This window comes from Catellatospora coxensis, from assembly GCF_016862635.1.
Lineage (GTDB): Bacteria > Actinomycetota > Actinomycetes > Mycobacteriales > Micromonosporaceae > Catellatospora > Catellatospora coxensis.
The window spans coordinates 22,933-36,206 of sequence record NZ_BONI01000088.1; the positions used below are offsets into that span (position 1 = coordinate 22,933).

The window sequence follows — 13,274 nt, forward strand, 5'->3', positions numbered from 1 at the left end:
CCTAGTCCAGCGGGCCGTCGCCCTGGCCGTCGGGGTCGTCCACGATGTGCATCGCGGCCTCCTCGGCGCTCGCGCCGCCGCCGTCGATGCCCACGTCCCACGCCACCGAGTCGGGCTGGTCGTCCTCGCCGAAGCCCTGGTCGTCGGCGACCAGCCGGCCCGCTCGCGGCTCGCGGTCGTAGCCGCGCCGGATCAGCTCGTCCTCGTCCTCGTCGACGGGGTCCGCGTACGGGTCGATGTCCGGCTCCTCCTCGGCGAGGTGCTGGTCGAGGGACTCCCCGGCCAGCGCCTCGGCCGGTGTCGTGCCGAAGCGGTTGGCCCCGGACCAGCGGTCGGTGGCGACCACGCCCGTGTCGAGGGGGTCGGTGACCGGATCGCCGTCGAGCGTGTCGGAGGCGTCGAGCACGCCCTCGTCCTCGATCTCGTCCCACTGGCCGACGCCGTCGATGCTGTCGCCCTGCCCGCCGTCCTGGCTCATGGCTCCTCCCGGTCCGACCTGATATCGCCGGTAAAAGGCGAGTATATCTCGGCGGGTCCGGTTCCGAACCGGTGACGGTTCCGATCCCGGGTGTTCGGGCGTCCGGCTGCGGCACTTGTCGCAGGTGGTGAGTGAGGTAGATCGTACGCAGAAATGCCGAAGCCGGGCCGGGTCCGTGCCGGCCACACCCCTCAGGGGGGACTCGTCACACGTGCCGGCCCGGCGTCGGGCGGTCAGCCGATGCGGCGGGTGCGGCGCAGGGCCAGTCCGCCGAGGACGGTGGCGATCAGGCCCACGATCAGGGCGACGTACGCCCCGCCGCGCCCGTTGCCGGTGCCGATGCCGCTGTCGGAGGTCGCCACGACCAGCGCGCCGAGCGCGAGGCCGAGCAGCCCCGCGGCGAGGGCGACGGTCGCGCCGAGCCGCCCGTTGCCGGTGCCGAACCGGCCGGTGGGCCGGGCCAGCGCCAGCCAGCCGATGATCACGCCGGCCAGTCCGATGAGGGCTCCCGCGCTGGCTCCGAGCCGCCCGGCGCTCATCGTGTAGACGCTGGCGGCCGACGGGGCCGCGGCGGCCGGTGCGGCGAGCCCGAACCCGCCGAGCAGGGCGGCCGCGGCCGCGGCGACGGCGGATCGGGCTGCCGTGCGGGCTGCTGGTGCGATCATGTTCCGCTCCTTGTCAGTACGTCTCGTTGCCGAGAGGGGATGTCACCTGAGCATGTCGCCGGGCGCACCGCCGGGCGTCCCGCAGACGCGGGCACTTCACGCTGCCGCCGCCGGCGCAGGCGGCTGCCGCGGCCGCCGTAGCCGCCGGGGGAGTACTGCGGCTGCGGTATGCGGCCGCTCGTTCGTGCGCAGGAGTCGGCCCGCGTCCCGGTCCGGTTAGAGTTCGGCGGGTGAGCAGGCGATGGCCCGGTGTTCCGGCCGGGGTGACGGATGCGGCGATCGCCGTCGGCGTGGCGGCGACGCTGCTGGTCGCCGGGCTGTCCGGGGAGCATCCCGGCACGGATGCCGGCCTGCTCGGGTACGCGCTGCTGGTGGCCGGGGGTCTGGCGCTGGTCGCGCGCCGCCGGGCTCCGGTCGCCGTGCTGGTGGTCACCGGGCTGTGCGCGGTGGGCCACCAGGCGCTCGGCTTCGACGTGCCCGCGGTCGCGTTCCTGTTCGCGGTGTACGCCGCGGTACGCGCCGGGCACCGCGCTGTCACGGTGGCGGCGGCGGTGACGATGCTCGTCGCGCTGCCGCTGGCGGCCCTGGCGCTGTCGCCGGACCTGCCCGTGGGGGAGGCGCTCGCCCGGTCGCGGGGTGCGCTCGAAATAGCGTGGCTGGTGGCGGCCGGTGCGGCCGGGGAGGCGCTGCGGCAGGCCGAGCGGCGGGCCGACGAGGCCGAGCGCACCCGGGAGGAGACGGCGCGGCGGCGGGCCGACGAGGAGCGGCTGCACCTCGCGCGGGAGCTGCACGATTCGCTCACCCACCAGATCTCGGTGATCAAGGTGCAGGCCGCGGTCGCCGTGCACCTGGCCCGCAAGCGGGGCGAGCAGGTGCCCGAGGCCCTGCTGGCGATCGAGCAGGCCGGCCGCGAGGCGTCCCGGGAGCTGCGGGCGACCCTGCAGGCGCTGCGCGACGACGGCAGCACGCCGCCGCGCGGGCTCGACGACGTGCCGGAACTGGTGGCTCGGGCCCGTACGTCCGGTCTGGACGCGACGCTGACGATCGCGGGGAGCCGCCGCGACGTGCCGGCGGCGGTGGACCGGACCGCGTACCGGATCGTGCAGGAGTCGCTGACCAACGTCGCCCGCCATGCCGCCGCGCTGACGGCTTCGGTGCGCATCGACTACCGCCCGGACGCCCTCGCGATCCGGGTCGACGACGACGGCGGGGCCGCGCCGGGCGGCGCGGCGATCCCCGGGGTCGGGCTGCTCGGGATGCGCGAGCGGGTCACGGCGCTCGGCGGACGGCTGCGAGCGGAGCCGCGCGGCGGGGGCGGGTTCACGGTCGAGGCCGAGCTGCCCGTGGAGCAGGCGTCGTGATCCGGGTGGTGCTGGTCGACGACCAGCCGCTGATCCGCAGCGGGTTCCGGGCGCTGCTGGACGCCGAGGACGACGTCGCGGTGGTGGCCGAGGCCGGCAACGGCGAGGAGGGCCTGCACGCGGTCCGGGCGCACCTGCCCGACGTGGTGCTGATCGACGTGCAGATGCCGGTCGTCGACGGGATCGAGGCGACCCGGCGCATCGCGGCGGACCCGGCCTTGGCGGGGGTGCACGTCGTGATCCTCACCAACTACGGCCTCGACGAGTACGTCTTCCACGCGCTGCGGGCCGGCGCGGCCGGGTTCCTGGTCAAGGACATCGAGCCGGAGGACTTCCTGCACGCCGTGCGCGTCGCGGCGCGCGGTGACGCCCTGCTGGCACCGTCGATCACCCGCAGGCTCATCGACCGGTACGTCACCGCGCCGCCGCCCCCGGCCGCCGGCGCGGACCTGAAGTGGCTGACCAACCGCGAGCGCGAGGCCGTCACGCTGGTGGCGCAGGGGCTGTCCAACGAGCAGATCGCCGAGCGGCTGGTGATCAGCCCGATGACCGCGAAGACCCACGTCAACCGGGCCATGGTGAAACTCCACGCCCGCGACCGCGCCCAGCTGGTGGTGTTCGCGTACGAGTCCGGGTTGGTGGCTCCGCGCGACCGCTGACCTGTGGAGCTCTACCAGCGGCCGAGCTTCAGCCGGTTGATGCCGAGCAGCGACGCCCAGATCGTGCCGGCGGCCGACAGCAGCAGCATGCTCAGGATGATCTGCTCGCTCAGCTCGCCGTCGCGCGGCGTCCAGGCGTTGGCCATGCTGATGAAACGCCAGATCAGCAGCCCGGTCAGCGGCGTGACGACGGCGAAGGTGATCTTCCGGGCGGGCCAGCGTGCCGAGCTGCGCTGCTGCGCCTGCGGCTGCGGGATGCGGTCGGGGCTGCGCGCCGGCATCGGCACGGTGAGGCTGTCCGGCACGCCCCGGTCCAGGGCGGCCAGGGCCGGGGCGTCGACGTCGTACAGGGTCGGCTCGATCGTGACGACGATGCCGTCCTTGCCGATGAACGCGCTAGCTCCGTCGGGCCAGCGCAGCCGCGCCGCGCAGTCGGCGAAGCGCACGGTCAGCGCCTGGCCGGACTTGTCCACGACCGACACGCCGTCGGCGGCGATGACCAGGGCGGTGTCACCGCCGCCGCGGGCCGGGTGCCGCCGGCCGGTCACCGCGGACTCGGACGTCGCCGGGGCGCACACGAAACCGGACGTCTCGGCGATGACACCGTAGGGCACCTGCAGCAGCGCGTTCGCGTACGCGTCGGCGGCCACCGCGGCCATGTCCGCGACGGTCACCTCGCGTACGCGGGCGGCGTTCTCGGCGGCCGTCCGGACGGGTCGGCCGGTGAGCAGGTCGAGGGCGACCGCGGGCAGCCGGGCCTTGTCGTAGTCGGGGTGGTCGACGCCCGCCAGGGCCATGGTCCGCACGGCCTCCAGCTCCTGTGCGTCGATGCCGGACTTCGCGAGCTGCTTGAACACGTCGACGAAGCCGTTGAACGCGGCCGAGTGCTTCTCGGGCAGCGCGTCGACGTACGCGGTGAGGACCGCCATGCCGTCGCCGCGAGGCGAGTAGTCGGTGCTGGCGGTGTAGCTGACCCCGGCGTCCAGGCGCAGCTCCCGGTAGAGGGCGCGTTCCAGCACGGCGGAGTAGAGCTGCGCGGCGACGCTGCGCGGCACCACCGTGTCCAGCACGATTCCGGCGGCGTCGGCGTGGAAGTACGCCGGGGTGCCGCGCAGCGCGGACGTGGGCTCCGGCACCGGCCGGCGGGTTCCGGCGGGCAGGCTCAGGCGCAGCTCGGCGGGGATCTCCTCGCCGGACAGCCACAGCACGGCGTTGTCGCGGGTGAAGTTGGCGGAGGTCCAGCCGCGCAGGTCGTCGGCGCTCGCCCGGTACACGCCGAACTCGTTGTAGGTGAGCAGGCCGTAACCCTGCGCGCCGTAGCGCCAGACGGGCAGGCTGCCGTTGACGCCGCCGCCGCGCCCGGACGCCTCCGTGCGCAGGATCTCCTTCTCGACGCCGAGCCGCTCCAGCGGCAGGTCGGCCAGGGAGGCGCAGAGCTTGTCGAAGAACGCGACGACCTCGGCGGCGGTGCCCCCGGTGTAGAAGTGGGTGACGATCGCGCCGACGCTGGCGTTGGCGTGGTGGTCCATCAGCCCGTGGCGGTGCATCGCCAGGTGCTCGACCAGGTGCGTGATGCCGGCCAGCGGCAGCGGCTCGTCGGCGCGGCCGACCCGGAACATCAGGCCCGCGCGCAGCGGTCCGGACGCTTCGACGAACAGGACCGGCACGCCGTCGATCTGGTGCTCGATCATCGGGCGCCGCCCATCCCGCGCAGGATGCGGCGCACCGATGCGAACTCGTCCTTGTCGAACCAGGGGTAGGAATCGGTGACCCTGTCGCCCAGCGCCGCCATGCGCTCGGCCGCGCCCGCGTAATCGCCGGCGTGCCACAGGACGAACGCGAAGCACGCCTCGGCCTGGACCCAGCCGTGCACCGGGCGGTGGTCCGGGTGCCCGACCGAGCGGGCCACCGCGTCCTGGATCTCCGCGAGGACCGGGGGCTGCCGCAGGTAGTGGAGGTTTCCTTCGTGGTACGCGTGCTCCAGGTGCGCTTCGGCGACCACCGCGGCGTTGAGCGAGCCGGCCGGGGCGTTGTCGGCGCACGCGCGTGCGAAGGCGTGCAGCCTTTCCAGGGAGCCGCCCCATTTCGGGCACAGCTGCTGGAGGTGGTTCGACTGGGCGGCGACCGGGTTGGCCCGCGCCTTGGCGGCGCGCTCGTAGCGCCGGTTCGCCTCGTCCAGGCCCATGCTCAGGCCGCGCGCGGTCTTCAGCCGCGACGTCCACGCCGCCACGTCGCCCGGGTTCTCCGCGGTGACGTCGCCCAGCACCTGCTCGGCCTCCAGCAGGATCTTGTGGAACTCCCGGAACTGCCTGTCGCTGGTCACGTCCGCCCGGCCCGCGCCGCGGGCGTCCCACGCCATGATGACCAGCCGTGCGCCCAGCAGGGAGCCGGCGAGGGTGGACGACGCCGGCCCGCCGCCGGCGGTCCGCAGGAACTTCTCCACGCCCCGGGTCTCCGCGACCAGGTAGGTCGCCACCGTCGGGTCGTTGTGCTCCGGCAGGCGCTCGAAGTACGCGACCACGGCCGGCCAGTCCTTGGCCCGCAGCGCGGCCCGCAGCGGCGCGAGGTCGGGGTAGTGGTGGACCCGGTCGTGGTGGCTGGACTTGCCCAGCAGGGCGGACAGATTCGGCAACGGCACGGCCGCGATCCTAGGGGTCGGGCCGCCTCGTGTGGCGCCCGTTGACCAGTGGAGATGCGATCGAGACGGTACCGTGACCAGCCGCCGCGGCCGGCGCGTCCGCTTCGCATCGACGGACCGCGTGTGCGCGGACCTCGCGGTCGAGGTAACGAGTCGATTACGGCCGATATCTGAGGGTGGCTGACGTCGTTGGCCGGATGTCCGAAACCGACACGACCGGAGGACGAGCATCCATGAATGTCCGCACCATCCAACGTTCCGGAGCCGCGCTGGCGGCGATCACGGTGGCGCTCGGCGTCGCCCTGCTGCCGGCGACGGCGTCCCCGGCGGCCGCGCCGTGCCCGGCGGAGTTCACCGCGACCGCGCAGTCCGACCTGCTCCGGCTGCGGCTGCTGGACCTGCCGGTGCTGCGCGGCCGCCCGCTGGCGGCGCTGAACCTCGCCACCGCCGCCGGGACCGTCGACAGCAAGGCCCAGCAGGGGACCAGCGTCGCGCGGGCGAGCTTCGCCGACGCCGAGCTGCTCGGCATCGACCCCGGCAAGGTGCTCGCCGCGCAGAGCGACGCATCGGCCGCCGGGACGGCCGGACCGCGCGAGGCTCAGCTCGCCGCGCTGACCGTGCCGGGTCTGCTGGAGGCGGAGGCGGGCACGCTGACCTCGGACGCGTCGTGGCGGCCCGGCTACCGGTGCGGGCAGACCGGACCGCTGACCCGCGCCTCGATCAACGTCGCCTCGCTGACCCTGCTGCCGGGCAGCAGCGGCCGGGTCTCGGCGGCGGCGGCCGACGGGTCCGCGGCGTCGACGAGCCTGCTGCGGATCGGTTCGGCTGGCGCGGCGCAGACGTTCACCGAGCTGGTCCGGCTGGCCGACGGCCGGGTCGGGGTCGCGGCCGGTGCCGGCGGCTCGCTGGCGAGCGTGTCCCTGTTCGAGGGAACCGGGGCCGAGGTCGCGGTGAAGGTGGTCAGCCAGCCGAAGCTGATGGTGGTCGCCGCGGGCCGCAAAGCCGGCTCGCTGGTCGAACACCAGCCCGCGGTCCTGCAGGTGACCGCAGGTGGACGGCCCGTGGCGAGCCTGTCGGCGGAGAATACGACCGCCGACGTGTTCGTCGACGCGTCGCTGCGCGGGGGGACGGCACGGCCGTCGCTGCTGTCGGTGCAGGTGTCGATCGGCGAGGTGAGCCGGAACGTCACCGACTCCGCGGTCGCCGCCGAGGCGGCGACCCTGCGGCTGAAGGTCTCCCTGGGGAGGGTGGTGCTGCTCGACGCGGCCCTGGGCCATCTCCAGGTGAAGGCCACGTCGGCCAAGCCGTGGGCCGCGACCGCCCCGGCGGCGGCCCGCCGCGACACCGGCGCCGCCGGCCGTCCGAACGCGACCGTCGTCACCGGCAGGCAGGCCGAGGTCGTGGCGGCGACGCCCGCCGGGGCCGCGCCGGAACTGAACGCCGTCGCGCTGACCGAGCCGCAGCCCGGCTTCGCGGAACGGGACCGGACGATCGGGCCGGCCGTCGTCGCCGCGCTGGCGCTCGCGGTAGGTGCCGGACTGCTGATCCGGGGCCGCCGCAGGCTTCGCGGGGCGACGGACTGACCGGCCTACTGGGCGGGCGCCCAGCGGCCGCCACCCCGCTCGAACGGCGGGGCGGCGGCCGCCGCGATGGCGGGTGACGGGCGCTGCGGGCATGTCAGGGGCCTTCGGGAGAGCGGACGCTGTGCCGCAGGGCGACGGGTGGCAGGAACTCCTCGACCAGGGTGCGGTGCCACCAGGCGCCGGTGGCGCGCCGCTCGGCGACCGTGCTGAACCGGTAGCGGTAGAGCAGGGCCCGTACGTATACCGGGGGCTTGCCGGGGAACGGGTCGGCGCGCAGCAGCCGCAGCACCGGGCGGTCCCCGGCGAGCAGGCGGCCGAGCAGGGCGAGCAGCCACGGGTGGGCGTACAGCGGGGACATGGCGGCGAACCACATGAGCCAGTCCAGGCGCAGGTGGTACGGCGCGATCTGCGGCGGCAGCCGGCGGGGGTCGCCGGGTTTGCCTTTGAAGGCGTACTCGCGCCAGAGCGTGTGCGCGCCGGGGTCGGGGTCGTCGGTGCCCTCGATGACGATCTCGTGCCGGACCTTGGTGACGCTGCCGAACGCGCCGTACGTGTTGACCAGGCGCAGCGGGTCGAAGCTGGAGTTCATCAGCTGGTGCCGGGACACCAGGTTGCGGGCGGGCCGGTAGCTGAGGCCGATGAGCAGGGCGGCGGCGGCGAGCACGAGCACCTGATACCAGCCGGGTCCGGTGCCGGCGGCGCCGGTGCCGAGCGGCGCGGACAGGTCCAGCGCCGAGGCGGCCAGGATGATCGCCATCCAGTTCAGCCAGGAGAAGTTGCCCGACGCGACCAGCCACAGCTGGGTGACGATGATCAGCCCGGCGGACACGCTCGCGACCGGCTGCGGCAGGAACAGGCCGAACGGCACGACGAGCTGCGTGAAATGGTTGGCCGCGACCTCCGCGCGGTGCAGCGGGCGGGGGAGGTGGTGGAACCACCAGCTCAGCGGGCCGGGCATGGGCTGGGTCTCGTGGTGGTAGTACAGGCAGGTCAGGTCGCGCCAGCACCGGTCGCCGCGCAGCTTGATCAGCCCCGCGCCGAACTCGAGCCGGAACAGCAGCCAGCGCAGCAGCCACAGCATCACGATCGGCGGGCCGACCCGGGCGTTGCCCAGGAAGATCGCCAGGAAGCCGGCCTCCAGCAGCAGGCTCTCCCAGCCGAACGCGTACCAGACCTGGCCGACGTTGACGATCGACAGGTACAGCAGCCACAGCAGCAGCCACATCGCCATCGCGGCCCAGACCGGCACCGCGTCGCCGACACCGGCGAGCAGCGCCGCGGACACCGCCACGCCCGTCCAGGCGACCGCGGTGAACAGGCCGTCGGAGTAGCGCAGGTGGAACAGGCTCGGCGCGCGCCGCCACGGCGTGTGGGCCAGGAAACGGGGCGCCGGGGTGAGGCCGTGCTCGCCGAGCAGGGCCCGGAACTGGTTCGCGGCCACCAGGAACGCGAGCAGGTAGACGGCGGCGAGGCCGCGCTGGAACAGCAGCCGGCTCCACCAGTACTCGGGCGCGCTGAACCAGTCCATGTCAGCGCCCTGGTTCGGGTGTCCGCACGCCGAAGACCCGGTGCAGCGCGACCCGGGCGGCGTGGAAGCCGCACATGCCGTGCACGCCGGGTCCGGGTGGGGTGGCCGAGGAGCACAGGAACACGGCCGGGTCCGGGGTGGCGTAGGGGACCGGCGCGAAGGTCGGCCGGAACAGCAGGTGCAGACCTTCGCAGGTGCCGCCGGCGATGTCGCCGCCGAGGTAGTTGGGGTTGCGCCGCGCGATCTCGGCCGGTCCGGCGACGGCCCGGGCGAGCACCAGGTCGCGGAAGCCGGGCGCGAACCGTTCCAGCTGCGCCTCGATCACGGGGGTGAGGTCGCCGGTCCAGCCGTTGGGCACGTGGGCGTACACCCACAGCACGTGCCTGCCGGCCGGGGCGCGGGTGGGATCGCACAGGCTGGGCTGCGCCACGATGAGGAACGGCGGGTCCGGAGCCGAGCCGTGGTGCACGGCCCGCAGCGCCGCGCCGATGTCGGTGTCGTACGGGCCGAGGTGGACCGTGCCCGCCTGCCGGCAGGCCGCGGCCGTCCACGGCATCGGGCCCGACAGCGCATAGTCGATCTTGAACACGGCGGGTCCGGGCCGGGTCCGGCGCAGCCGGTCCCGGTAGCGCTCCGGCAGCCGGCCCCCGGCCAGCTCGGCGAGGTGCCGGGGCACGACGTCCAGCAGGTACGCCCGCGCCCGCGGCAGCTCGTCGAGACTGGTCACCAGGCGGCCGGTGTGGACCTGCCCGCCCAGCTCCTGCAGGTGACCCGCCAGGGCGTCGGAGATCGACTGGGATCCGCCGCGGGCCAGCGGCCACCCGGCGGCGTGCGCGGCCAGGGCGAACATCAGCGCGACCCCGCCGGTGCCGGGCGAGCCCAGCGGGGAGGTGGTGTGCGCGGCCAGCCCGGCCAGCAGCGCCCGCGCGAGCGGTCCGCGGAACCAGCGCGCCAGCATCGCGGCCGGCAGCGCCGCGGGGAGGCCGAAGCGGGCGAGCAGCAGCGGGTGGCGGGGCGCCGCGCCCAGCGGCGGGCGCAGCACGTCGGGCGCCAGCTCGTCCCAGCGGCCCAGGAACGGCCCGACCAGCCGCCGGTACTGCGCCGCGTCGACGGTCAGCGATGCGGCGGTCTGCGCGACGGAACGCGACAGGGTCGCCGCCGTGCCGTCCGGGAACGGGTGGGCCAGCGCCACGTCCGGGTGCAGCCACCGCAGGCCGTGGCGCTCCAGCGGCCAGGATCGCAGCACCGGCGACCCCGCGCCCAGCGGGTGCACGGCCGAGCACGGGTCGTGCCGGAAGCCCGGCAGCGTCAGCTCCTCGGTGCGGGCGCCGCCGCCGACCGTGCCGGCGGCTTCGAAGACGCTCACCCGCAGGCCGGCTTCGGCGAGGGTCACCGCCGCGGCGAGCCCGTTGGGTCCGGCGCCCACCACCACCGCGTCTACGCCGTCCACACCGCCACCAGCCATCGCATCAGCCGTCCCGCGCGGAGCACGAGGTCGTCCTGCTGCGTACCCGGGTTCCGGGCCTGCCACACGCGGCCGGTCACTCGGGCGGGGTCGCGCCGAACTTCTCCAGGACCTGCCCCGCGTCGGTCTGCAGCAGGCTGGCGAGCTCGACCAGGGCCCGGGCGGCTGCGAGATCGTCGCCGACGCGCGCCAGGTCGAGGTCACGCGGATGGCGGTGGGCGGTGCCCGTGCCCTCCAGGCTCGTCCCGTCGCGGCGCAGCCGCGCCACCGCGTTGGTTCGGCGCTCCTCCTGGACCTCCTGGATGTCCAGCTCGATGATCCAGCGTGTCCTGTTCGCCATCGTCCACCTCCATGGGCACCCCTTTCATTCTGCCTCGCGCGTTTTGCCCGACCTGCCCCGGCGCTGTGGCCTGCAGAAATGGAAAGTTGTCAGCGGTCACCGGTATGAAGGAAGCACTGCTTCCACGCCTCGCAATACTCGGGTCCGTCGATGTCCGGCATCGCGGCCCCGCTGTCGGACCGCCGAAGCGGAAGGGGATCGATGACCACGCGAACGCAATCACCCCACCACGCCGGGCTCCACGCCACCATGCTCACCCTGCGGCTGGCGATCGCCGACCTGCACAGCACGTCGGCCTGGTCTCGGCTGTTCGACATCGCGGCCCGCCACCCGGGCCGCGGCGTGCACGACGTCCTGCTGATCGCGCGGCAGCGCCCGGACGCCACCGACCTGGCCACCTACGGCCGGTGGCGGGAGCGCGGCGCGCACGTGCGCCGCGGCGAACGCGGCATGTCGCTGCTGCAGCCGCTGGACGACACCGGGGACGCCTTCGACGTCGTCACCGCCTTCGACGTCACGCAGACCAACGCGCCGCCCGCGCCCCGGCCGCCCGCCCATGATCTGGTGCCGGTGGTCGCGGCGCTGGCGGCGATGGCCGAGCAGGCCGGGCTGACCGTGCGGCTGCGCCGCGGGCTGCCCGCCGCGGCCGTCGCCGAGGGCGACCGGCTCGACCTGGCCACCCACCTGCCGATCTCCGCGACCGCCGGTCACCTCGTCCAGCACCTGGCACAGCGGCTGCTGCCCGCCGGCCCGGCCCGCGACGCGCGAGCCGCCGGCGTCGCCCACGTCGTCGCCCGGCGCTTCGGCCTGCAGCCACCCGACGCCACCCCCCTCGTCCGCTGGCGGGACGGGCTGGACCCGGCGGCCGCCGACCGGGCCGTCGTGCACACCGTCACGGCGGTCATCGACAACGCCGACGTGCTCACCGCCCGCCTGCGGCGGGCACTGAGCCGGCCCGCGGTGAGCGCGCCGAAGCCCGCGCCGCGGCGGCGCGGCGCGCCCCTCCCGGCGCAGCGCAGGCCGGACCGGGCCGCGGAGCCGGAGCCCGCCGGGCTGTACGCCGTCAACGCCGCCGCCGCGGCCTTCTACGCCGCCCACCTGCCGACGAGCCGTCCCGCGGCGGCTTACCTGCGGTCGCGGGGCATCGCCGAGGCCGCCGAACCCGGCGGCGGCTGGCAGCTCGGGGTCGCCCCGGCCCACGGCGACGCCCTGCTGCGGCACCTGCGGGAGCTCGGCTACTCGCACCGGGTCATGCTCGACGCCGGGCTGGTCGCCGCGAGCCGGCTGCACGGCGGTGCGCTGTACGACGTCTTCCGCGACCGGCTGGTCTTCCCCATTCACGCCCGCGACGGGCGGATCGCCGGGTTCACCGGCCGCGACCTGTCCGGGCGCAGCAAGGCCAAGTTCTACAACACCCCCGAAACGGCGGTCTTCCGCAAGAGCGAGCTGCTCTACGGGCTCGCCCCGCAGCTGCGCGAGCAGGGCGCGCCCACCCAGTTCCTCGTCGTCGAAGGGCCCACCGACGCGATCGCCGCCCACCTGGCCTACCGCGGGCTCGCCGGGGAAGGCGTGACCACCGTCGCCGTCGCCCCGTGCGGCACCGCGTTCACCACGGCCCAGTTCGAGCTGCTCGCCGCCTGCGCCGGCCCGGACACCTCGCTGATCATGTCGTTCGACGCCGACAGCGCGGGCGACCGGGCGCTGGAACGGGCCTACCCGCTGGCCGTCACCTGGCCGCACGGCAGGGTCGCGGGCACCGCACCGGCCGGGTGCAAGGACATCGCGGCGCTGCTGGAAGCCCGCGGTCGCGACGAGGCGCTGCTGGATCTGCTCGCCGCCGAGCGCCCGCTGCCGCTGCTCGGGGTCGAGCGGGCGCTGGCCAAGGCGTTTCCCGAAGGCTTCCACGGCGACTGGCCGGAGGCGCGGGTCCGTGCTTTCCGGACGGTCGCGCCGTACCTGCTCGACGCGGTGCGCCAGGGCGACGTCGAGCTGCTGCTGCAGGCGGCGGCGGCACAGCTCGGCGTCGCGCCGCACGAGCTGAGCCAGGGCGTGGCCCAGCTGTACGGCGGCGACCAGACCGGACCCGGCACCGGGCGGCGGCCGGGTCCGGAAAGCATGGGCGATCAGGTCAGGAAACATGCCGGAAAACTGCCCGGAATAGCCGCGCAAAGACACTAGTGACAAAGAAATCAAACACTGGTCTTTATCGTGTCCGCCGCTATGCTCATGGCTAATCACCCGTCAGTGACGCCGGGACCGACACGGCACCGCACACCCGCGACATCGGCTTTCGGCCGGTGCGCCGCGGTCGCCGGTTCGGTGTGAACCGCGAGCCGACGGAGGCGAACCGTGGAAATCCTGCTCCTGGTGACGGCACGCGCCGGTGAACCATCGGCGGTCCTGCCCGCGATAGACCTGCTCCCGCACACCGTGCGCACCGCACCTCGCGACGTGCGCACGCTGGTGTCGGCCCCCACTCCGGACGCGGTGCTGGTCGACGCGCGCACGGAGCTGTCCGAGGCCCGTGCCACCTGCCGCATGCTGCACGCGACCGGTC

At 74.7% G+C, this 13,274-nt stretch carries 11 protein-coding genes and 1 pseudogene; 5 read left to right on the plus strand and 7 right to left on the minus strand.

All coding sequences use genetic code 11. The features are described 5' to 3' along the window. Position 1: 1 nt before the first annotated feature. The gene (locus tag Cco03nite_RS35495; protein WP_203698364.1) at positions 2-478 is read right to left on the minus strand and encodes a DUF5709 domain-containing protein; all 477 of its coding nucleotides are present in this window, start codon (positions 476-478) and stop codon (positions 2-4) included. 233 nt (positions 479-711) lie between these two features. Further along, positions 712-1,143, minus strand: a complete 432-nt coding sequence (locus Cco03nite_RS35500; protein WP_203698365.1) for a DUF6223 family protein — start codon at positions 1,141-1,143, stop codon at positions 712-714. A gap of 230 nt (positions 1,144-1,373) precedes the next feature. Between Cco03nite_RS35500 and Cco03nite_RS35505 the strand changes: the two genes are divergently transcribed. Both Cco03nite_RS35505 and Cco03nite_RS35510 read left to right on the plus strand, forming a co-directional pair. Then, the gene (locus Cco03nite_RS35505) at positions 1,374-2,504 is read left to right on the plus strand and encodes a sensor histidine kinase (protein ID WP_203698367.1); all 1,131 of its coding nucleotides are present in this window, start codon (positions 1,374-1,376) and stop codon (positions 2,502-2,504) included. Next, positions 2,501-3,163: a response regulator gene (locus Cco03nite_RS35510; protein WP_203698369.1), complete on the plus strand. Its 663-nt coding sequence runs from the start codon at positions 2,501-2,503 to the stop codon at positions 3,161-3,163. Before Cco03nite_RS35505 ends, Cco03nite_RS35510 begins: the two co-directional genes overlap by 4 nt. Before the next feature lie 11 nt (positions 3,164-3,174). Here the strand turns inward: Cco03nite_RS35510 and Cco03nite_RS35515 are convergent, their stop codons facing one another. Next, positions 3,175-4,854 carry an insulinase family protein gene (locus tag Cco03nite_RS35515; protein ID WP_203698371.1) on the minus strand — a complete coding sequence of 560 codons (1,680 nt, stop codon included), beginning with the start codon at positions 4,852-4,854 and terminating at the stop codon, positions 3,175-3,177. Then, positions 4,851-5,801 (minus strand): hypothetical protein, encoded by a 951-nt coding sequence (locus Cco03nite_RS35520; protein ID WP_203698372.1) that lies wholly within the window; start codon positions 5,799-5,801, stop codon positions 4,851-4,853. The genes Cco03nite_RS35515 and Cco03nite_RS35520 overlap by 4 nt, the downstream gene beginning before the upstream one ends. Before the next feature lie 233 nt (positions 5,802-6,034). Here Cco03nite_RS35520 and Cco03nite_RS35525 point away from each other — a divergent pair, with 233 nt between their 5' ends. Further along, positions 6,035-7,384: a hypothetical protein gene (locus Cco03nite_RS35525; protein WP_203698373.1), complete on the plus strand. Its 1,350-nt coding sequence runs from the start codon at positions 6,035-6,037 to the stop codon at positions 7,382-7,384. A 94-nt stretch (positions 7,385-7,478) separates the two neighbouring features. Here the strand turns inward: Cco03nite_RS35525 and Cco03nite_RS35530 are convergent, their stop codons facing one another. The 3 genes from Cco03nite_RS35530 to Cco03nite_RS35540 all read right to left on the minus strand — a co-directional run bounded on the left by Cco03nite_RS35530 (position 7,479) and on the right by Cco03nite_RS35540 (position 10,717). Continuing rightward, the gene (locus Cco03nite_RS35530; protein WP_203698374.1) at positions 7,479-8,912 is read right to left on the minus strand and encodes a lipase maturation factor family protein; all 1,434 of its coding nucleotides are present in this window, start codon (positions 8,910-8,912) and stop codon (positions 7,479-7,481) included. Between the two features lies 1 nt (position 8,913). Further along, positions 8,914-10,362: a phytoene desaturase family protein gene (locus tag Cco03nite_RS35535; protein ID WP_239167923.1), complete on the minus strand. Its 1,449-nt coding sequence runs from the start codon at positions 10,360-10,362 to the stop codon at positions 8,914-8,916. A gap of 91 nt (positions 10,363-10,453) precedes the next feature. Further along, the gene (locus Cco03nite_RS35540) at positions 10,454-10,717 is read right to left on the minus strand and encodes a dsRBD fold-containing protein (RefSeq protein ID WP_203698376.1); all 264 of its coding nucleotides are present in this window, start codon (positions 10,715-10,717) and stop codon (positions 10,454-10,456) included. Positions 10,718-10,918: 201 nt separating this feature from the next. Here Cco03nite_RS35540 and Cco03nite_RS35545 point away from each other — a divergent pair, with 201 nt between their 5' ends. After that, entirely contained in the window at positions 10,919-12,895 is a 1,977-nt protein-coding gene (locus Cco03nite_RS35545) for a toprim domain-containing protein (RefSeq protein WP_203698377.1), read from the plus strand. A gap of 171 nt (positions 12,896-13,066) precedes the next feature. Further along, positions 13,067-13,274: pseudogene (locus tag Cco03nite_RS35550) on the plus strand (DNA-binding response regulator); the annotation flags it as partial.